This is a genomic window from Bradyrhizobium sp. 199, assembly GCF_023073355.1.
Lineage (GTDB): Bacteria > Pseudomonadota > Alphaproteobacteria > Rhizobiales > Xanthobacteraceae > Bradyrhizobium.
Genome location: NZ_JADPJI010000006.1, coordinates 352,289 through 371,110, shown reverse-complemented (window position 1 = coordinate 371,110; position 18,822 = coordinate 352,289). Strand labels below are relative to the sequence as shown.

The following is an 18,822-nucleotide window of genomic DNA, read 5'->3' as shown; positions in this document are numbered from 1 at the left end:
ATGGCTATAGTCCGCCGGCTTCGCGACGCTCCCTCAAGGGCTGACCGGGGGCCCCTGTGGCGGAACTGGTAGACGCGCTCGACTCAAAATCGAGTTCCGCAAGGAGTGCTGGTTCGATTCCGGCCAGGGGCACCAGCCTTCGCTGCTTCGCAGCTACGGCTGGGCGAGCCACGCTGAACCGAAGGTTGAAGCGTGTCCGTCCGACGAAGCCTCTTGGCGAAGACGGACTGTCTCAGCAAAGCTCAATCGCTTCCCTCCCGGACGCCGCCTCACAGACATCAACCGCGTAGCGACCTGCGAGTTGTGGCGCTGATCGGCACGACGAGCGCGCGCACTTCAGTTTTCAAATAACGAGACACGCCGCGACAGCCTCGCAGCGCATGACGCCCGAGTCCTGTGCTTCTCTTGACACCCTTTCCTGACGAAAGGGCGCAGGGAAGGCCGGGCGCCGGCTGGCACCCGCGGTCCGCTGTGCGCAAATTGCGCGAAAACAGATGCACAGCGGCATACAGGGCAGCCCGGACATCCCGGCCTTTCCCTGCGCAGTGGTTTGACGGCTTATGGCGTGCTCTCCCCCGGGAGCGATGCACTATTGCCCCCGTCGCCTTGCGGCGGATCGATGCGCGCACCGGTTGGCCGCCACATCACCGCAAGACTTGACGCACAGACCCCGGGCGTCAGGACCACACGCTTTTGCCGTACGCGGACCGCACCGGTCGTGTGCGCGCTGCTCAACCGCTCACGGGGCAAGCCCGCCCTGCGATTGCTGGCGCGCCGATGCGCTCCACGTCCACCGTCACCCGCCCGCGTATCGTGACGATCGCGAAACGCCCCTTGTCCATGGGCCGGGATGAACCCGACATACGATATTTCCGAATTTCGGTCAAGCAGAATTTGAATCGCGAAGCGGTGAGCCTTCGGACAGACCTTGTTCCGGGCGAGAACCATCCTCTGCGAGAGCTTCGTTCTTGCCCCCGCGTGTATCCACATCCTCATTGCGAACGCAGCGAAGCAATCAGGAATGCATCCGGGGAATATTCTGGATTGCTTTCGTCGCAAGAGCTCCTCGCACTTGCATAGCATGACGAGGAGGAGCGATTGCCCGCCCGACTGCCGTGTCGGCGCGGACGCCTCAGGAGCGAAATGGCACCAGCCGTGCGAGCGCCGAACTGTCGATGGGGATTAGATCCTGTACCGCCGCGAGGCAATCGACTTCGCACGGCCGCTCCCTATATCCTCTCGCAAACGATGGGACGCAGTGAGCAGCTTTGATGGCCAGGACACGCGCGACGGACGCCGAGGAGATCCCCCGCTATTTCGTCTGGGTCCGTGGCCTGGAAGGGCCCGAGCCGCAGAAATGGACGGCGATGGATTTCGGCGTCGGCGACTGGAAGCGGCCGCTCGTGCTGGCTTATCTGGAGCTCCCGGAGGACGAACGGCGTCTGTCGCTGTCGATGCTGGCCCGGCGCTATCCGCCGCCGCGGGTCGATTTTTCTTGAACCGGCTGGGGTGCGCACGCCCGAGGCCGGGTCCGCAAGGCAAAGCGGAAGTTACCCCGGGGGATCGTGATCGACGGCTTGCGACACGAAGCGACGTACGAACGCTGTTCACCCTTGTGACTGTCAGAGTTTCCACGGCGTGCTCGACTTGGCTCAATCAGTTAAGCTGATGGCTCACGATGGCCGAACGTTCGTTCAGAGCCTATGAGGTTGATCCGGAAGGTCATATCGTCGGCGCAGGGCCCTTGTGGGCTGCGCATGTGACAATGAAGCACGCCAACTTGTGAGCCGGATGGCCGATGGGCACCCGATGGAACTATGGGACGGGTCTCGTTTGGTCGAAAGGTTCGCGCCTGCGGCCAGTGATCGGGAGAGTTGGCTTTATCCGCATGAACTTCGAAAGCAAGCGTCGGACATGCGCAAAGCGCGATGAGCGTACGCATCGACCGTAGCGTCTGACCCATAAACCTGGCATTCCGGGCATCGCCGGCATGTTGCCGAGCCCCAACGCTGGCTTCCTTCAATTGATTGCAACCCTTGCATGGGAAGCTTATTGTTCCGGCATCACCGGCTTCGGCTTTGTCCGTAGGCGTCGGTGGCTGAGAGACCATTGGGCTCCCGCCTGCATCGCACAGGGAGCATACAATGCCGCACCAACAGCTGATATCGCGCCTACAGGCCGTTAGCGGCCTATCCGAACAAGATCGGACCAGGCTCACGCGCCTGAGATACAAGGCGAAATCGCTGGCAGATGGCGAATACGTGCTGCGCCAGGGCGACAAACCTCAGAGCTGCATTGTCGTGATGAGCGGCCTTCTGTCTCGGCAAAGAGTGGTGAACGCTCGAACTCAGATATCGTCGTTCTACATAGCCGGAGACATGCCCGATTTGCCTACCCTGCATTTGCCAGTGGCGGATTGTGATCTTTGCAGTGTGGGGAGTTCGACGATAGCCGCTGTGCCCCATTCAGCACTCAGAGAGATCATGAACGAATCGCCCGGACTTACGCACGCTTTATGGCGCGAGACGCTAATACACGCTGCGATCTATCGCGAATGGGTTGAGAATCTCGGATCACGCCAGGCGCTGGGTAGGGTCGCGCATCTTCTCTGCGAGCTTACCACCCGCATGGAATTCGTCGGGCTTGCGGACAACGGCAACTTCCGACTTCCGCTCACGCAGCAGGATGTTGCCGACGCATGTGGGCTTTCGGTAGTTCACGTGAACAGGACCATCCAGGAACTCAGGGGTTTGGGCCTCATTGAATGGCAAAACCACACGGTGACTCTGCTCCGCCCAGAAGAACTGAAAGCTGCATCCGAGTTCAGTCCTGAATATCTGCACGAGCTGCAACCAAGCGCCAGATGAAAGATCAGCAAACGCGCTTGGAGTTTTAGGAACGTCATCGCAGCGACAGATTTAGGCTCGGCATGCCGCGCTTTCATTTCGACTATCACGAGGAGGAACGCGTCACTCTCGACGAGGTCGGGCGGGAAGTACAGAGTGCTGATATAGCTCGCCGCATGGCCATGGTTGCGCTAGGCGAGGCTGTGCGCGATTTCACCTTCGCTGCTCGTCCGGGCAGCATAGCCATTGTGGTCAGGAATGACGCCGGCATTCTCCTGAGAGTCCGTGCCATCATTGAGCAGACCGAAAGCTGGTGACCTTCGGATCCGACTCTCTTGGCGGGCCCTCTGTCACCTTCGGTGTCGTCTGTGGGCCAGCTCGGGCGTCTAGTCAGTTACCGCAATGGGCCGGTGTCTGGGGCAGAGCAGACCTGGACGGCCAGATCGTCAGCATCGTCGCTCTCTCCGAACGTGACCATGAGGGCGCGACCATCACGGCCGCCGCAATTCCCCGGCGTTCCCGCGCTCACGCCGACACCGGGCGCCGACGCCGGGCGTAGCGACCCCGCCCTCGCAACCGGCGCTCCCACCACGGCCGCAGTCGGCCGCGCCACGCAGCCCGGCAAATCCTGCGCCGATCATATCGGCAAGCCGCCGCACATGAACGCCTGCCTGCGCGAGAACAAGTCGAAGCTCTCGGACTCCTGCCGCAAGGTCGTCGAATCGCGCGGCGGCTAGTCTTTCTTCCTTCTCCCCCGGGAGAAGGCAGAGAGGGCGGCGCTCTGCCGCCCTCCCGAACGCGCCGCTACTCCTGCATCATCTCGCCGCTGCCGCCGAATTCGGCCGGGAAATCCTTCAGCTTGGGCAGGCCATCGCGCATCGGCAGCACGGTCTCGGCATAGTTGACGTGAACGCCGGGCGCGAATGCGAGCGTGGGGATGGTGGCGGTGAAGACGTCGATCAGGCCGAGCGGCGGATGGTTGGTCATGAGATGACCGCCGCACTTCCTGCAAAATTTGCGCTCGCTGAGCGGCGTCTTGGCAAACGTCTCGACGTTCTCCGCGCCTTCGGTGACGCGCACGGATTCAGGCTTCCAGAGGCTGAAGGCATTGACCGGGCCCCCGGACCAGGAGCGGCAGGAACGGCAATGGCAATAGCCCATCGCCTCCGGTGCACCCGTGACCTCGATCGTGACCGCGCCACAGAAGCAGTTTCCGACATGTTTCATTTGGTCGTCTCCGTTTGATGAAGGATCGTTATCGCGCGTCGGCATACCGCGAGTCCTCGATTCCGCAGACGCGCGGTGCGAGGCAGAGATTATACCTAACGGCGCCAGGGAATAAGCATCGACACCCGTTGTTTGTACTGCCGGTACTCGTCACCGAAGAGAGCGACGAGGTCGTGCTCCTCCAGCGCGATGCCGACGAAGATGTAGAGCGTGGTGACGGCCGCGAACAGCAGATGGCCCGCGGTCATGGTCGGCGCCGCCCAGAACGCAATGATGAAACCAAGATAAATCGGATGACGGACGAAATTGTAGAGCAGCGGCGTCTTGAAGCGCGGCGGCGTCATCTCCTTCCCGACCAGATGGTTGGCCACCTGATGCAATCCGAACAATTCGAAATGGTTGATGATGAAGGTCGAGGTGAAGACCAGGACCCAGCCGGCGAAGGACAGCGTGACCAGTGTCACGGCAAGATCCGGATTCTCCACGTTCCATATGACTGAGGGCAGCGGACGCCACTGCCAGAATAGCAGAAGCAATGACAGGCTCGCCAGCAGCACGTACGTGCTTCGCTCGACTGGCTTGGGGACGAACTGCGTCCACCAGGCCTTGAACTGCTGGCGCGCCATCACGCTGTGCTGAATGGCGAACAGCGACATCAGGAGCAGATTGATGATGACGGCTTCGGTCGCCGGGGTCTGGCTTCCAGTGTCGATGGTCTTGGGCACCACCAGTCCGGTGACGAAGCCGATGGCGTAGAGAATGGTGACGAAAAACACGACATACGCCGCAATTCCGTACAGAAAGGCGAGGAACCTGAAAATGCGTGAGCCCGCAACCGCTGGGCGGATGGAATGAACCTGATCAATCTGGGACATGGACAGCTCCGTTGTGCCAAAAGCGCCGGCACTTGGTTGGTCGCTTCACCATGCATTCCGGACGGGCTTGAAGCTTTCGCGGACCATTGATTTTTGCCTGAGACGACTTTGATTTTTGCTTGAGACGACAAAAACGCAATCGTGGGCGGCGATCGAACCGCAGATCCATGCGGCAGAGAACTTCCGCGCCGATCGCAAGCCGCCGTCGAGCCGCGCGATCTCGTGGCCGGGAAGCGCCTCGGGGATCCCGGTGAAGGCGAGGCATTCGGCGACGTCGACCAGCGCATCGTCGCCGTCGAGATAGAAGTGTGGATGCACCGATGTGTCGGTGTCGAAGAACGACTTGATGCCGTCGCCGCGATCCGGCGCAGCAGGCCAGCCTCGGTGAACTGGTTCAGCGTGTTGTAGACGGTCGCGAGCGACAGATACGCGTTGGCCGCCATCGCCTCTTCATAGAGGCTCTCTGTGGAGTTTCACGGCTGAAGGGAGCAGGACAAACAGTTCCGGGTCCCGGCAGTTGCCATTCGATCGCAAAAGCGGCGGCTTGGCTTTGATCCGGATCAAATCCGCAGCAGAGCCTCCTCTGACCTATCGCAAGGCGGTCCCGTTTATTCGCGTGCCGCAGGAGGGCTCTGACCGCCGTCCCGCGACCCTGTGTCGCTGGTCCAGCGCCATGTCGGCCGATGACCGACATCATCACGGCTCCCCGGCAATAAGAGGCCTATCCATCAAACAGGACGCCCTGTACATTTTTTATGCTGACACTGTCGCGACTTTCATCTTGCGGCCCCGAACGAGACTATGTGAGCCTCGATATCGGATGGGGACTGGGATGGGCCGGCCGTAGCTTTGCGCGCGAGGGCGCTTGCGAAGCGTTCACGGCTGGTTTCGCTTGAGAAAGATACGACATGCCAAAACGAGTGTTGCTTGGTCTCCTCCTGGCTTGCGGCCTCACGGCCCCGGCACTGGCGCAAGAGCCGAAAACGGGGGGCGTGATCAATGCCGTAATCCAGCCCGAGCCGCCCGGCCTGATGCTCGCGCAGATCCAGAACGGCCCGACACAGATGGTGTCGGGCAATATCTTCGAGGGGTTGCTGCGCTACAGCCCCAAGCTCGAACCGCAGCCGGAGCTCGCCGAGAGCTGGAGCATCAGCGAGGACGCCAAGTCCTACACCTTCAAGCTCAGGAAGGGCGTGACCTGGCATGACGGTAAGCCCTTCACCGCTGCCGACGTGCTGTTCTCGGTCGAGATGCTGAAGCAGACCCACGCGCGCGCCCGCAACAACCTCGCGCAGGTCGACAAGGTCGAGGCGCCCGACGAGTACACCGTGGTATTCACCCTGAAACAGCCGTTCGGCCCGTTCCTCGGCATCTTCGAGGTCGGCTCGATGCCGATGGTGCCGAAGCATCTCTATGAAGGCACTGATTGGAAGACCAATCCCTATAACAACGCGCCTGTCGGCACCGGCCCGTTCGTGTTCAAGGAGTGGCAGAAGGGCTCGTTCATCCGCCTGGTCAAGAACCCGAACTATCACGAGAAGGGCAAGCCCTATCTCGACGAGATCTACTGGCAGATCATCCCCGACGCCGCGGCGCGCTCGGTAGCGTATGAGACCGGCAAGGTGGACGTGCTGCCCGGCGGCTCGATCGAGAATTTCGACGTGCCGCGGCTGTCCAAGCTGAAGGACACCTGCGTCACCGGCGCCGGCTGGGAGTTCTTCTCGCCCCTGGCCTGGCTGTGGCTCAACAACCGCCAGGGTCCGCTCGCCGACAAGCGGGTGCGGCAGGCGGTCATGTACGCGATCGACCGCGATTTCGCCAAGGACGTGATCTGGAACGGGCTCGGCAAGGTCGCGACCGGCCCGTCCGCCTCGACCATCAAATACTACACCGACGACGTGCCGAAATATCCGCACGATCCAGCCAAGGCCAAGGCGCTGCTGAAGGAAGCCGGCTACAAGGGCGAGAAGATCCGCCTGCTGCCGCTCGCCTATGGCGAGACCTGGCAGCGCTGGGGTGAAGCGGTGAAGCAGAACCTGATGGACGTCGGCATCAACATCGAGACCATCGCCACCGACGTCGCCGGCGGCAACCAGAAGATCGGCGACTGGGACTACGACATCGCCTTCACCTATCTTTACCAGTACGGCGATCCCGCGCTCGGCGTCGGCCGCAATTACGTCTCGAGCGCCATCGCCAAGGGCCAGGTGTTCAACAATGTCGAGGGCTACTCCAACCCGGAGATCGACAAGCTGTTCGCCGACGGCGCGGTTGCGACCCCGGACTCCAAGCGCAAGGAGATCTACGAGAAGGCGCAGAAGATCCTGGTCGAGGACGTGCCGGTGGCCTGGATGCTCGAACTGCAATTCCCGACCATCACGCGCTGCAAGGTCAAGAACCTGATCACCACGGCGATCGGCGTCAATGACGGCTTCAAGGACGCATGGCTCGACAAGTGATGGCGGCGCCCACCTCTCCCGTAGGGAGAGGTCGGATCGCATCGCTGGATGCGATCCGGTGAGGGTTTTCGCTCCCTCGTGGGACCTGAGCCCCTTCACCCGCGCCTTCGGCGCGACCTCTCCCCGTTGGGGAGAGGTGATCCGCGCGGCACGACCGTTTCAATCAACCAGCTTGCGGACCTAGATGCTCTCCTTCCTCGCTCAGCGTGTCCTCAAGGGCGTGATCGTCCTGCTTGCGATCGTCGTCCTCAATTTCTTCCTGATCCGGCTTGCGCCCGGCGACCCCGCGGTCGTGATGGCGGGCGAGGCCGGGGCCAGCGACCAGGTCTTCGTCAAGCAGCTCCGGGAAAAGTTCGGCCTCGACAAGCCGCTGCCCGAGCAGCTCTTCATCTACGTCAAGGGCGTCGTGACGCTCGACCTCGGCTTCTCCTTCCGCCAGCAGGCACCGGTCGCAAAGCTGATCGGCGAACGGCTGCCGGCGACGCTGCTGCTGACGCTGACCGCATTCGCGATCTCGCTCGCGCTCGGCATCCTGTTCGGCACCTTCGCGGCGCGCTTTGCCGGAACCTTTCTCGACACGGCCATCACCGTGTTCGCGCTGATCTTCTACGCCATGCCGCTGTTCTGGGTGGCGCTGATGGGCATCCTGCTGTTCTCGGTCACCATGGAGTGGCTGCCGAGTTTTGGTTACGAGACGGTCGGTGCCAACCTCACCGGCCTTGCCCATGCCGTCGATGTCGCAAAGCACCTGATCATGCCGGCGATGACGCTCGGCCTGTTCTTCATGGCGACCTACACCCGCATGACGCGCGCCTCGATGCTGGAGGTGAAGCGGCTCGACTTCGTCAAGACGGCGCGGGCCAAGGGCCTTTCCGACGCCGTGATCCAGCGCCGCCACGTGCTGCGCAATGCGCTGCTGCCGGTGGTGACGCTGGCCGGCGTGCACTCCGGCACGCTGATCGGCGGCGCCGTCATTACCGAAACCGTGTTCGCCTGGCCCGGGATCGGACGCCTGATGTACGACGCCCTGCTCCAGCGCGATTACAATCTGCTGCTTGGCGTCTTCGTGATCTGCTCCGCCATGGTGCTGATCTTCAACCTGATCACCGACCTGGTCTACCGCCTGGTCGATCCGCGCATCGAATTCGCCTCATGAAGCAGTTCTGGAAATCGATGCTGAGAAGCCCGAGCGGTGTCATCGGGCTCGTTATCCTGATCCTCGCGATCGCGGCCGCATTGTTCGGGCCGTTGCTGTTCCCGAACTCGCCCTGGCGCATGGTGCAGCGACCGTTCCTGCCGCCGTTCACGCTCTCGGCGGTGCCGCTCGGCACCGACGCGCTCGGCCGCGACGTGTTCGCCGGCATGATCTTTGGCGCACGGGTCTCGCTGCTGGTGGGCCTCGTCTCCACGCTGGTGGCGCTGGTCGTCGGCATGCCGATCGGCGCCATGGCCGGCTATTTCGGCGGCAAGGTAGACGACGCCCTGATGCGCTTCACCGAGTTCTTCCAGACGATTCCGAGCTTTGCGCTGGCGATCGTGCTGGTCGCGATCCTGCAGCCATCGATCTATTCGATCGTGGCCTCGATCGCGCTGGTGAGCTGGCCGCCGGTGGCCCGTCTCGTTCGCGGCGAGGTGCTGTCGCTGCGCACGCGCGAATATGTCCAGGCCGCGATCGTCACCGGCCAAAGCAACACCTGGATCATTCTGCGCGAGATCCTGCCCAACGCGCTTTCGCCGGTGATCGTGCTGGCCTCGCTGATGGTGGCGACCGCGATCCTGCTGGAATCCTCGCTGTCCTTTCTCGGCCTCGGCGATCCCAACCTGATCTCCTGGGGCTACATGGTCGGCGCCGGCCGCACCGTGATCCGCCAGGCCTGGTGGATCACGGTGTTTCCCGGTGTCGCCATCCTGATCTCCGTGCTCGGGCTGAACCTGATCGGCGAAGGCCTCAACGACGCCCTCAATCCGCGCCTGTCGCGGGAGGGACGCTGACGATGACCGTCCCACCCGCCGTCTCCATCAAGAACCTCAGGATCGCGCTGCCTAAGGGAGCCGAGCGTCCCTTCGCCGTCGACGGCATCTCGCTGGACCTGCGGCCCGGCAAGATCGTCTGCGTCGTCGGCGAATCCGGCTCCGGCAAGTCGATGTGCGCGCATGCGCTGATGGGCCTGTTGCCTGATACGGTGTCTATCGCCTCCGGCGAGATCCAGTTCGAAGGCCGCGACCTGCTCAAGCTCGATGACGCCGGCTGGCGCGATCTGCGCGGCCGCAGGCTGGCCATGATCTTCCAGGAGCCGATGACCGCGCTCAATCCGTTGATGCGGATCGGCGACCAGATGGCGGAGATGTTCGAGGCGCACGGGCTGCTGACGCCGAGGGAAAGGCGCGCGAGAGCGCTGGCGCTGGCGCGTGAGGTCGGCCTGCCGGACCCCGAGCGCATCGTCCGCGCCTATCCGCACCAGCTCTCCGGCGGCCAGCGCCAGCGCGCCATGATCGCGATGGCGCTCGCGCTCGAGCCGGCCGTGCTGGTTGCGGACGAGCCGACCACCGCGCTGGACGTCACCACGCAGGCGCAGATCCTCAAGCTGATCCGCAACCTCCAGCGCAACCGCAACATGGCGGTGATGTTCATCACCCATGATTTCGGCGTGGTCGCCGACATCGCCGATCAGGTCATCGTGCTCCGGCATGGCAAGGTCCTGGAGGAAGGCCCGGCCGCAACCGTCTTCAACGAGCCGCAGCACGACTACACCAAGGCGCTGCTCGCAGCCGTGCCCTCGATGGATCCGCCGGCGCGAAAGCCGCTCGACGATCAGGCCAGGGCGGTCGAGGTGATCGGGCTGGACAAGACCTACGTGACATCGGGCGGCTGGTTTCGCGAGGACCGCCGCGTCGATGCGGCGCGCGCCGTCAATTTTGATATCTTCAAGGGCGAGACGCTCGGCCTCGTCGGCGAATCCGGCTCCGGCAAATCGTCGGTGGCGCGGCTCGTGATGCGGCTGATCGAAGCCGACCGCGGCACGGTGCGGATCGGCGAGACCGATCTCACGTCAATCTCTGGCAAGGCGCTACGCACTGAGCGCCATCGCATCCAGATGATCTTCCAGGACCCGTTCGCCTCGCTCAATCCGCGGCGCAAGGTCGGCCACATCATCGCCGACGGCCCGATCGCGGCCGGTATCGATCCGAAGGTCGCCTTCGACCGCGCCCGCGATCTCCTCAAGATGGTGGGTTTGGACGCCGGCGCCCTCGAGCGCTATCCGCATGAATTCTCCGGCGGCCAGCGCCAGCGCATCGGCATCGCGCGCGCGCTCGCGCTCGAGCCCGAGATCATCGTCGCGGATGAGGCCGTCTCGGCGCTCGACGTCTCCGTGCAGGCGCAGGTCCTGAGGCTGCTCGAAGACCTCAAGGCCCGCCTCGGCCTGTCGATGCTGTTCATCACCCATGATTTGCGGGTCGCCGCCCAAATCTGCGACCGCATCGCGGTGATGCAGCGCGGCGCCATCGTCGAGTTGAAGCCGACCGCGCAGCTTTTCGCCGCGCCGGAGCATGCCTATACGCGGGAGCTGCTTGCGGCGGTGCCGGGCCGCAAGGAACGCGCACCGGCGGCGTGAACGAGCGCCGGTGGCAGCTGAATTCGAGATCGTTCCAAAACTTGCACGCCGCATCGTGAGAAACCTATTCGGTTGAGCGGCATTTTCTTGACAGGACGTCCTTGCTGGCGGCGGCAAGGGGAAATTTGCAGCGGCCTTCGCGCGTGACGAGGGCAGTGCCGCGGCATCGTAATTCACGTGAGAGGACAAGCCGGGACATCGGACGCCGGAGTGCCATCACGCGCTTTTGTTCTGACGTGACCGGCTGCGCCGTTTCATAGCCGAAACGGCGCCATAGATCGACTTGGAATGATCACCGTCATCTGATGACGGATGTGCCAACTGATATCCACTGATATTCGGAGCTGCCATGGGCGAAGTTATTCAATTTGTCTCGAAGTCCGAGCGGGAGCGAGTGCGCCTCATTCAGGAGGCCCGCGCCATCTACGACAGTATCTTCCCGCCGGACGATCCAGCTAACGAGGGACAGAACGAGGCAACGATTGGCCGGCGGTTGATCGGCCGCGACGGGAGTAACCTGTCGTGATCAAGATCATCGCCGTGCTTTGCAGCCTCGCCTCCCCGACCAACTGCCACGAGCAGATCGTCACCACCTCGGATTTTGCGGAGATTTCGGTGCAGTCCTGCCTGATGGGCGCGCCGCAGCTCGCCGACTGGATGAATCAGCATCCGGCAGAGCGCCTGGCCGCGTGGCGCTGCGTGATCGGCCAACAGGCCCGACGGGGAATCTAGCTATTCGCGCTCGCCAGCACCTGCCGATCGGCATCGCTCTATCGGGTGGTGTTATTCCAGGTGGGGACCGAACTGGTCACGCCGACCGAGGGCCAATTGTAGGAGCCAATTGACGGCGCCGTGACGGTGCCGGCCGTCTGTCCGGATGACCCGTAGGACGCCCTCGGCTGCGCTGCCGGCGCTCCCGCACCGCCATAGTTCGGCGCCACCACACCTGTGCTGTAATGTCGGCTCGACCGGCTCTTCTTTGCTTCAGCCGCGAAAGGCGCGGCAAGCAATCCGGTCGTGATGAGCGCGGCAATGGCGAATTTGATGGTTTTCATGGCTGATCTTTTCTCCCGCCGCGGGCCCCGCTATTCCAACTGTTCATGCGCCGGACAATTTCCATAGGTCTCGGTTCATAACTCCGTGCGCGAACGAAGGTGCCGAAGCACAGGGAGCACGCATCCGCCGCCTTCGGTTGGACCCGAATCAGCGTTAGTGCATTGCGTTCAGTGACTTCCCTGGACGCGAGCAGCATGACCGGCCCCGAACTGAAGCAACTCCGCAACGACCTCTCCGAGGCCCTCGAGCGCAAGCTCACAGCGGCGGACATGGCGAAGCTCTGCGGATTGCCGGAGAAGGGCGGCGGCGACACCATCCGGCGCTGGGAGGTCAGCGGCCCGACGCCATCGGCGACCAAACTGCTGCGGGTGCTCGCGATGGCGAGCGAGCGCTATCCGATCATGGAGAAGTTCGACATCTTCGATCGCCACGACGTGCGCGAGGAAGACCGGCCCGCAAAACGCGCGGCTTTCCGCGAACAGATGCGCGATGAGGCGCGGCGGCGTCTCGGTTAACGAAGCACGCGCAGAGGTTACCCGGCAGAGGCGAAATTAAGCCTTCCTTCAGCATTTCTTAAGCCGGCATTAAGCACGAAAATTGATTGCAGCCCAATAAGTTAGGTTGGCTGCTGCTGTGCCACGGATGTGACAGCATTTTCGTCAAAAGCGAGCTATCTGCAGAACCAACGCGGCGCGGAAAGCGCGCCTGCCGGGGACATTGAGTGCTGGAGTTCAAGACGATGAAGACGATTCTGTTTGCGACCGTTGCGCTGCTCGTGCTGGGCGCCGCTGCGCCGGCCGTCGGTGCCGATCTCGGCAACCGCAACTACTACAAGACGCCCGCGCCGGCCTATGCCGCGCCGATCTACAACTGGACCGGCTTCTACGTCGGCGGCCATGTCGGCGGCGCCTTCTCCAGCGACAACAATTTCAATGGCCTCTCCACCGGCAACAACGGCAACGGCCGTTTCCTCGGCGGCGTGCAGGCCGGTGCGGACTGGCAGTTGAACCCGAACTTCGTGGTCGGTGTCGAAGGCCAGTATTCCTGGCTCTCCGGCAGTGTCGGCGCAGTGTTTCCGGGCGGCATCGCCTACACCAACGACCAGCGTGGTCTCGGTTCGATCACCGGCCGCGTCGGCTACACCTGGGGCCCCGGCCTCGTCTACGTGAAGGGCGGCTATGCCTATTCGGACAACAATGAGAAGGTCACGGTCGGTGGCGTGCCGTCTGCCTTCGTGATCACTGGCGATCACCGCAACGGCTACACGGTCGGGGCCGGCCTCGAATATATGTTCGCCCCGAACTGGTCGGCCAAGGCCGAGTACCAGTACTATAATTTCGGTAACGCGAGCTTCACCGGCGGTCCGCTGGCTGGCACCGGCAGCTTCACCACCGACGACCACACCATCAAGGCGGGCGTCAACTACCGCTTCAACTGGGCCAGCCCGACTGTGGCGCGCTACTGATCGGTTACCGCAATCTTACCGTGACAGAAGGGCCGGCGATTCGCCGGCCCTTCTTTTTTCGTCCTGCGGAACACGCTCAACCGTTTGCGGAGATTGCGATTTTTTAACTCGCCGTGTGGATACTGCCGGCCACAAGCAGAAGCAGAATGTTGGGGGAATTCCATGGCGATCCGTCTCAGCCTTAGCGGCTCACTTGGCCGAATGCGGCCTCGTTTCAAAATGCCGACCTGGGGCGTGCGCGGCAGCCTGTTCGCGGCCTTCGCGGTGATCGCGGGCATGGGCCTCGTGATCTCGGCCGGCGCCGGCCTCGTGCTGCAAAACCTCGGCGGACGAATGACCGAACTGAGCGGGCGGGACATTCCGCGCCTTGCCGCCAGTCTGCAATTGTCGGCACTGAGCGCGAGCCTTGCGGCACAGGGGCCGGCTCTGCTTGCGGCTCAAACCGAGGACGCTTTGAAGGAGCGCACCGCGAAGCTCAAGGAGCTGCAGGAGCAGACGCAGAAGAAGCTCAACGAGATCATCGAGCTCGGCGGCGACAAGAATGTCGTCTCTGGACTCAGCGAGACCATGAAAAGCATCAACGAGGCAGCCCAGAGCCTGGCCAAGGCCGCCCGCGAACGGCTGGATGTCGCCGCCCTTCACGACAAGCAATATGACGCGCTGCGCAGCGCGCAGGGCGCCTTCGTCGGCGCGGCCAGCCCGGCGATGCTCGACGCGCAGACCCGGGTCAACGCCATTCTCGGCTCGGCCGATTTGTCCACCGCAGATGCCTCCGACGCCGCGCAGATCGTCGGCCAGCTCGGCAACGTCGTCGCCAGCGGCAATCTCGCCGCCGCCGACATGAGTGCGGCGCTGTCGGCCAACACGAGCGACAAGCTCGACGACATCCAGAAGGGATTCAAGACGGCACAGGGCCGCCTGCGCTCCAACCTCGATCTGTTGCCGGACAATCAGGGCAACAAGATGCTGCGCGAGGCAGCGGAGAAGCTGCTCGCGCTCGGCACCGGCAAGACCGGTGTGTTCAATCTGCGTGAGAAGGAGCTCGATTCCGTCGACTACGGCCAGACCATCCTGGACGAGACCCGCAAGCTCAATGTCGGCCTTGGCATCAGCGTGCAGCAGCTCGTCGAGGGCGTGCAGAAGGAGACCAACGCCTCGACCTCCCAGGCGCAGCAGGAGACCTCGCTCGCGACAACCGCGATGCTGGCCCTCGGGGCGCTGATGCTGGTCGGCTCGGCGCTGTTCGTCTGGCTCTATGTCGGCCGCAACATCCTGCGCCGCATCGGCGAGCTTCAACGCGCCATGCAGCTGCTGTCGGCCGGCGATCTCGACACCGAGATCGTCCGTTCCCGGCAGAACGATGAGATCGGCGTGATGAAGGAAACGCTGACCGTATTCCGCGACAGCATGATCGAAGCACGGGCGCTCGCCAGCGAGCAGGAAAAAGACCGTATCGTCAAGGCCGAGCGGGCCGCGCGCATGGAAGCGACGATCACCGAATTCGAAAACACGGTGCGCTCCGCGCTCGACAATCTGGCGCAGTCGGCCAATTCGATGCAATCGACCGCACAGAGCATGTCGACCACCGCCGACCAGTCCAACGCGTTGGTGAACGCGGTCGCCTCCGCCGCCGAGGAGACCTCGGTCAACGTGCAGACCGTGTCGTCGGGCACCGAGCAGCTGTCGTCCTCGATCGAGGAGATCAGCAAGCAGGTCGTCACTTCCGCTGCGATCGCCAAGAAGGCGGTCGACGAGGCCGGCGCCACCGACGCAACGGTGCAGAGCCTTGCCGACAGCGCAAGCCGCATCAGCGTCGTGGTCGATTTGATCCAGACAATCGCCTCGCAGACCAATCTGCTCGCGCTCAACGCCACCATCGAGGCGGCGCGCGCGGGCGAGGCCGGCCGCGGCTTTGCCGTGGTTGCCTCCGAGGTGAAGAGCCTCGCGAGCCAGACCGCCAAGGCGACGGAGGAAATCCGCGCCCAGATCGCCAGCATGCAGAACATCACGACATCGGCGGTCGGCGCCATCCAGGGCATCGGCCGGATCATCGGCGAGATCGATGGCGTGACCACGACGATCGCGGCCGCGGTCGAGGAGCAGGGCGCCGCCACCCGCGAGATCGCGCGCAACATCCAGCATGCGGCCGGCGGCACCAGCGAAGTCTCCAGCAACATCGTCGGCGTCTCCACCGCCTCCGCCGAAGCCGGCGCCGCGGCGAACGAAGTGCTGGGCGCCTCGGACGCGCTGCGGCGCGAGGCCGACATGCTGCGCGGAGAGATCGACGCGTTCCTCAACAACATGCGGGCGGCCTGATTGTCATCCGGGGCGCCCCGCAGAGGCGAACACGGAATCTCGCGCTACAATCTCTTAGATTCCGCGTTCGCGCGTACGCGCGCCCCGGAATGACTGGGTTTTTTCGCGCTTCAACCGAGACGCGGAAAAACACTGCCCCGGGTATGACCGCCATGCGGAGACCACGGCCTGTCCTTTTTCGGCTGGCGCGCCGCCCGCGGCGGGTTTAAGTCGGTAGCATGAGCTCAAAAACCGACACGGTGCACTCCTCAGCCGAGGCCCTGCGCTATCCCTGGGAACAGCACCCCGGCCCCGAAGAGATCGTGGAGGTGCGTCCCGGCGTATTGTGGGCGCGGCTGAAGCTGCCGTTCCGCCTCAACCACGTGAACGTCTACCTGCTCGCCGACGGCGACGGCTATGCCATGGTGGATACCGGCTTCGGCAACGAGGAGACGATCGAGGCCTGGACCAAGCTGTTCGACGGACCGCTCAAGGGCGTCGACATCACGCGCCTGATCGTTACCCACTCCCACCCCGACCATGTCGGACTTGCGGGCTGGGTCGTCGAGCGGTTCGATTGCCCGCTGGTGATGTCGCAGGTCGAATATCTGCAATCGGTGTATCACCAGAATCGCGGCACCGCGGAGCGGCAGGAGGCGCAGCGGCTGTTCTTCCGCCGTCATGGCATGGACGAGTCGCTCACCGAAAAGCTGCTGGGCCGCGGCCAGGATTATCTCAAGCGCGTCTCGGTGCTGCCGCCCTCCTACCGCCGCATCTCCCACGGCGACGACGTCGTGATTGGCACGCGCCGCTTCAAGGTGATCACCGGCGGCGGCCACGCGCTCGACCAGGTGATGCTGTACTGTGCCGACGACAAGCTGTTCCTCTCCGCCGACCAGGTGCTGAGCAAGATTTCGCCCAATGTCAGCGTCTGGGCGGTCGAGCCCGACCAGAACTCTCTCGGCGAATATCTGGCCTCGCTCGCCAGCCTCACCACGACGCTCCCCTACGACGTCTTGGTGCTGCCCGGCCACGGCGTGCCGTTCTACGGACTGAAGACCCGCATCAAGCAGCTCGCCGACCACCATGAGGAGCGCTGCCGCCTGATCGCCGAAGCCTGCCGCGAGGTGCCGCAGACCTCGCGCGCCCTGGTGCCCGTCGTGTTCAACAAGCATGTGCTCGACGAGCACCAGATGGGCTTCGCCGCCGGCGAACTGGTCGCTCACGTCAACTACATGATCGTCGAGGGCCGGCTGACGGTGGAGACGAAGGACGGCGTGCTGCAGTTCCGGACGACGTGAGTGGTGGTTCACCTCGCCCCGCTTGCGAGGCTACAACATCGATGCGCCTGCTGCGCAATCATGGACGGAGCGCTTCCCGTGGACAAAATGTCCATGGCAGCTGCCAGGGGTCCGACCCTTCCCTGGAGCCCCGGTCCTCGCGATCAGGCCCCTGCTAGGCGTTTGATCCATATCAACTATCGCCGGCGATACGCCGCTATCAATATACCCGCGCGCATCGTTACAAATGTGGGCTGGCGCATAGACATTGGAGCCGGAAAAGCTCTAGAAACGAGCGGCCGCCGTGGCCGGGTTCCGTGCAGGTTTTGCCGATGGATTACAACCAGTTCTTCGATTCCGCCCTCGATCGTCTCCACGCCGAGCGGCGCTATCGCGTGTTCGCGGACCTCGAGCGCACGGCCGGCCGATTCCCGCACGCCACCTGGCACTCGCCCGAGGGCAAGCGCGACGTCGTGATCTGGTGCTCCAACGATTATCTCGGCATGGGCCAGCACCCGAAGGTGGTCGGCGCCATGGTCGAGACCGCGACGCGCGTCGGCACCGGTGCCGGCGGCACCCGCAACATCGCCGGCACGCATCATCCGCTGGTCCAGCTCGAGGCCGAGCTCGCCGACCTCCACGGCAAGGAAGCCGCACTGCTGTTCACCTCGGGCTATGTCTCGAACCAGACCGGCATCCCGACCATCGCAAAGCTCATTCCGAACTGCCTGATCCTGTCGGACGCGCTCAACCACAATTCGATGATCGAGGGCATCCGCCAGTCGGGCTGCGAGCGGGTCGTGTTCCGCCACAACGATCTTGCGCATCTCGAGGCGCTGTTGAAGGCGGCCGATCCGAACCGGCCGAAGCTGATTGTCTGCGAGAGCCTCTATTCCATGGACGGAGACGTCGCCCCGCTCGCCAAGATCTGCGATCTCGCCGAGAAGTACAAAGCGATGACCTATGTCGATGAGGTCCACGCGGTCGGCATGTACGGCCCGCGCGGCGGCGGCATCGCCGAGCGTGACGGTGTCATGCATCGCATCGATATTCTGGAAGGCACGCTGGCGAAAGCGTTCGGCTGCCTCGGCGGCTACATCGCCGCCAACGGCCAGATCATCGATGCCGTGCGCTCCTACGCGCCGGGCTTCATCTTCACGACGGCGCTGCCGCCGGCGATCTGCTCGGCCGCGACCGCCGCGATCAAGCATCTGAAGACCTCGAACTGGGAGCGCGAGCGCCACCAGGACCGTGCCGCCCGCGTCAAGGCGATCCTCAACGCCGCCGGCCTGCCTGTCATGTCGAGCGACACCCACATCGTGCCGCTGTTCGTCGGCGATCCCGAGAAGTGCAAGCAGGCGTCCGACCTCCTGCTCGAAGAGCACGGCATCTACATCCAGCCGATCAACTATCCGACGGTCGCCAAGGGCAGCGAGCGGCTGCGCATCACGCCCTCGCCCTATCACGACGACGGCCTGATCGATCAGCTCGCCGAAGCCCTGCTGCAAGTGTGGGACCGCCTCGGCCTGCCGCTGCGCGAGAAGTCGCTGGCGGCGGAGTAGACTGTTTCACGTCTTCTTCGATCTATCTTTCACCATCCCCGGAGCTACTGGACCTCCTCCGTTGCGGGCAGGGCTATCGCATTTGGTATTTGTCACGAGCTGAGCGCGCGCCTCGTCCTTCGAGACGACCGCTTCGCGGTCTC

At 63.5% G+C, this 18,822-nt stretch carries 19 protein-coding genes and 1 tRNA gene; 17 read left to right on the top strand and 3 right to left on the bottom strand.

Annotated elements, in window-relative coordinates; all coding sequences use genetic code 11:
- Window positions 1-50: 50 nt before the first annotated feature.
- The 5 genes from IVB28_RS22185 to IVB28_RS22165 all read left to right on the top strand — a co-directional run bounded on the left by IVB28_RS22185 (window position 51) and on the right by IVB28_RS22165 (window position 3,583).
- A tRNA-Leu gene (locus IVB28_RS22185) sits at window positions 51-135 on the top strand.
- 1,136 nt (window positions 136-1,271) lie between these two features.
- Window positions 1,272-1,499 (top strand): hypothetical protein, encoded by a 228-nt coding sequence (locus IVB28_RS22180; RefSeq protein ID WP_247529029.1) that lies wholly within the window; start codon window positions 1,272-1,274, stop codon window positions 1,497-1,499.
- Between the two features lie 645 nt (window positions 1,500-2,144).
- Window positions 2,145-2,867 (top strand): Crp/Fnr family transcriptional regulator, encoded by a 723-nt coding sequence (locus tag IVB28_RS22175; RefSeq protein ID WP_247529028.1) that lies wholly within the window; start codon window positions 2,145-2,147, stop codon window positions 2,865-2,867.
- Between the two features lie 62 nt (window positions 2,868-2,929).
- Window positions 2,930-3,163, top strand: a complete 234-nt coding sequence (locus IVB28_RS22170) for a hypothetical protein (protein ID WP_247529027.1) — start codon at window positions 2,930-2,932, stop codon at window positions 3,161-3,163.
- A 159-nt stretch (window positions 3,164-3,322) separates the two neighbouring features.
- Window positions 3,323-3,583, top strand: a complete 261-nt coding sequence (locus tag IVB28_RS22165; protein ID WP_247529026.1) for a hypothetical protein — start codon at window positions 3,323-3,325, stop codon at window positions 3,581-3,583.
- A 67-nt stretch (window positions 3,584-3,650) separates the two neighbouring features.
- Here IVB28_RS22165 and IVB28_RS22160 read toward each other — a convergent pair whose 3' ends face one another.
- Complete coding sequence (locus IVB28_RS22160) at window positions 3,651-4,073, bottom strand: GFA family protein (protein WP_247529025.1); 423 nt, start codon at window positions 4,071-4,073, stop codon at window positions 3,651-3,653.
- Between the two features lie 95 nt (window positions 4,074-4,168).
- Window positions 4,169-4,948: a methanethiol S-methyltransferase gene (mddA, locus tag IVB28_RS22155; protein WP_249797889.1), complete on the bottom strand. Its 780-nt coding sequence runs from the start codon at window positions 4,946-4,948 to the stop codon at window positions 4,169-4,171.
- Between the two features lie 222 nt (window positions 4,949-5,170).
- On the opposite strand from mddA, the gene IVB28_RS29365 reads away from it, so the two are divergent.
- The 7 genes from IVB28_RS29365 (at window position 5,171) to IVB28_RS22120 (ending at window position 11,753) form a co-directional block, all read left to right on the top strand.
- Window positions 5,171-5,356 (top strand): hypothetical protein, encoded by a 186-nt coding sequence (locus IVB28_RS29365; RefSeq protein WP_249797913.1) that lies wholly within the window; start codon window positions 5,171-5,173, stop codon window positions 5,354-5,356.
- Between the two features lie 500 nt (window positions 5,357-5,856).
- On the top strand, window positions 5,857-7,407 hold the full coding sequence (locus IVB28_RS22145; protein WP_247529023.1) for an ABC transporter substrate-binding protein: 1,551 nt from the start codon (window positions 5,857-5,859) through the stop codon (window positions 7,405-7,407).
- Window positions 7,408-7,591: 184 nt separating this feature from the next.
- Window positions 7,592-8,563 carry an ABC transporter permease gene (locus tag IVB28_RS22140; protein WP_247529022.1) on the top strand — a complete coding sequence of 324 codons (972 nt, stop codon included), beginning with the start codon at window positions 7,592-7,594 and terminating at the stop codon, window positions 8,561-8,563.
- Window positions 8,560-9,399: an ABC transporter permease gene (locus IVB28_RS22135; protein WP_247529021.1), complete on the top strand. Its 840-nt coding sequence runs from the start codon at window positions 8,560-8,562 to the stop codon at window positions 9,397-9,399. Before IVB28_RS22140 ends, IVB28_RS22135 begins: the two co-directional genes overlap by 4 nt.
- Before the next feature lie 2 nt (window positions 9,400-9,401).
- Complete coding sequence (locus tag IVB28_RS22130; RefSeq protein ID WP_247529019.1) at window positions 9,402-11,021, top strand: ABC transporter ATP-binding protein; 1,620 nt, start codon at window positions 9,402-9,404, stop codon at window positions 11,019-11,021.
- A gap of 349 nt (window positions 11,022-11,370) precedes the next feature.
- A complete protein-coding gene (locus IVB28_RS22125; RefSeq protein ID WP_247529017.1) occupies window positions 11,371-11,547 on the top strand; it encodes a hypothetical protein in 177 nt (58 codons plus the stop codon).
- Entirely contained in the window at window positions 11,544-11,753 is a 210-nt protein-coding gene (locus IVB28_RS22120; protein WP_247529016.1) for a hypothetical protein, read from the top strand. The genes IVB28_RS22125 and IVB28_RS22120 overlap by 4 nt, the downstream gene beginning before the upstream one ends.
- Window positions 11,754-11,791: 38 nt before the next feature.
- On the opposite strand, the gene IVB28_RS22115 is transcribed toward IVB28_RS22120, so the two are convergent.
- Window positions 11,792-12,076: a hypothetical protein gene (locus tag IVB28_RS22115; protein ID WP_247529015.1), complete on the bottom strand. Its 285-nt coding sequence runs from the start codon at window positions 12,074-12,076 to the stop codon at window positions 11,792-11,794.
- 195 nt (window positions 12,077-12,271) lie between these two features.
- On the opposite strand from IVB28_RS22115, the gene IVB28_RS22110 reads away from it, so the two are divergent.
- The 5 genes from IVB28_RS22110 to hemA all read left to right on the top strand — a co-directional run bounded on the left by IVB28_RS22110 (window position 12,272) and on the right by hemA (window position 18,679).
- Complete coding sequence (locus tag IVB28_RS22110) at window positions 12,272-12,592, top strand: hypothetical protein (RefSeq protein WP_247529012.1); 321 nt, start codon at window positions 12,272-12,274, stop codon at window positions 12,590-12,592.
- Between the two features lie 224 nt (window positions 12,593-12,816).
- Window positions 12,817-13,542: an outer membrane protein gene (locus IVB28_RS22105; RefSeq protein ID WP_247529011.1), complete on the top strand. Its 726-nt coding sequence runs from the start codon at window positions 12,817-12,819 to the stop codon at window positions 13,540-13,542.
- A gap of 162 nt (window positions 13,543-13,704) precedes the next feature.
- The gene (locus IVB28_RS22100) at window positions 13,705-15,858 is read left to right on the top strand and encodes a methyl-accepting chemotaxis protein (RefSeq protein ID WP_247529010.1); all 2,154 of its coding nucleotides are present in this window, start codon (window positions 13,705-13,707) and stop codon (window positions 15,856-15,858) included.
- A gap of 218 nt (window positions 15,859-16,076) precedes the next feature.
- Window positions 16,077-17,138, top strand: a complete 1,062-nt coding sequence (locus IVB28_RS22095; RefSeq protein ID WP_247529009.1) for an MBL fold metallo-hydrolase — start codon at window positions 16,077-16,079, stop codon at window positions 17,136-17,138.
- Window positions 17,139-17,449: 311 nt separating this feature from the next.
- Window positions 17,450-18,679 (top strand): 5-aminolevulinate synthase, encoded by a 1,230-nt coding sequence (gene hemA / locus IVB28_RS22090; RefSeq protein WP_247529008.1) that lies wholly within the window; start codon window positions 17,450-17,452, stop codon window positions 18,677-18,679.
- The last annotated feature ends 143 nt before the right edge of the window (window positions 18,680-18,822 follow it).

What these genes read in the sequence shown, in the direction of transcription:
- IVB28_RS22115 (WP_247529015.1), bottom strand. Translation starts at nt 12,076, where the DNA reads ATGAAAACCATCAAATTCGCCATTGCCGCGCTCATCACGACCGGATTG.
- IVB28_RS22160 (WP_247529025.1), bottom strand. Translation starts at nt 4,073, where the DNA reads ATGAAACATGTCGGAAACTGCTTCTGTGGCGCGGTCACGATCGAGGTC.
- IVB28_RS22100 (WP_247529010.1), top strand. Translation starts at nt 13,705, where the DNA reads ATGGCGATCCGTCTCAGCCTTAGCGGCTCACTTGGCCGAATGCGGCCT.
- IVB28_RS22105 (WP_247529011.1), top strand. Translation starts at nt 12,817, where the DNA reads ATGAAGACGATTCTGTTTGCGACCGTTGCGCTGCTCGTGCTGGGCGCC.
- IVB28_RS22140 (WP_247529022.1), top strand. Translation starts at nt 7,592, where the DNA reads ATGCTCTCCTTCCTCGCTCAGCGTGTCCTCAAGGGCGTGATCGTCCTG.
- IVB28_RS22170 (WP_247529027.1), top strand. Translation starts at nt 2,930, where the DNA reads ATGCCGCGCTTTCATTTCGACTATCACGAGGAGGAACGCGTCACTCTC.
- IVB28_RS22135 (WP_247529021.1), top strand. Translation starts at nt 8,560, where the DNA reads ATGAAGCAGTTCTGGAAATCGATGCTGAGAAGCCCGAGCGGTGTCATC.
- hemA (WP_247529008.1), top strand. Translation starts at nt 17,450, where the DNA reads ATGGATTACAACCAGTTCTTCGATTCCGCCCTCGATCGTCTCCACGCC.
- IVB28_RS22175 (WP_247529028.1), top strand. Translation starts at nt 2,145, where the DNA reads ATGCCGCACCAACAGCTGATATCGCGCCTACAGGCCGTTAGCGGCCTA.
- IVB28_RS22180 (WP_247529029.1), top strand. Translation starts at nt 1,272, where the DNA reads ATGGCCAGGACACGCGCGACGGACGCCGAGGAGATCCCCCGCTATTTC.
- IVB28_RS22165 (WP_247529026.1), top strand. Translation starts at nt 3,323, where the DNA reads ATGAGGGCGCGACCATCACGGCCGCCGCAATTCCCCGGCGTTCCCGCG.
- IVB28_RS22110 (WP_247529012.1), top strand. Translation starts at nt 12,272, where the DNA reads ATGACCGGCCCCGAACTGAAGCAACTCCGCAACGACCTCTCCGAGGCC.
- IVB28_RS22130 (WP_247529019.1), top strand. Translation starts at nt 9,402, where the DNA reads ATGACCGTCCCACCCGCCGTCTCCATCAAGAACCTCAGGATCGCGCTG.
- IVB28_RS22145 (WP_247529023.1), top strand. Translation starts at nt 5,857, where the DNA reads ATGCCAAAACGAGTGTTGCTTGGTCTCCTCCTGGCTTGCGGCCTCACG.
- IVB28_RS22095 (WP_247529009.1), top strand. Translation starts at nt 16,077, where the DNA reads ATGAGCTCAAAAACCGACACGGTGCACTCCTCAGCCGAGGCCCTGCGC.
- mddA (WP_249797889.1), bottom strand. Translation starts at nt 4,948, where the DNA reads ATGTCCCAGATTGATCAGGTTCATTCCATCCGCCCAGCGGTTGCGGGC.
- IVB28_RS22125 (WP_247529017.1), top strand. Translation starts at nt 11,371, where the DNA reads ATGGGCGAAGTTATTCAATTTGTCTCGAAGTCCGAGCGGGAGCGAGTG.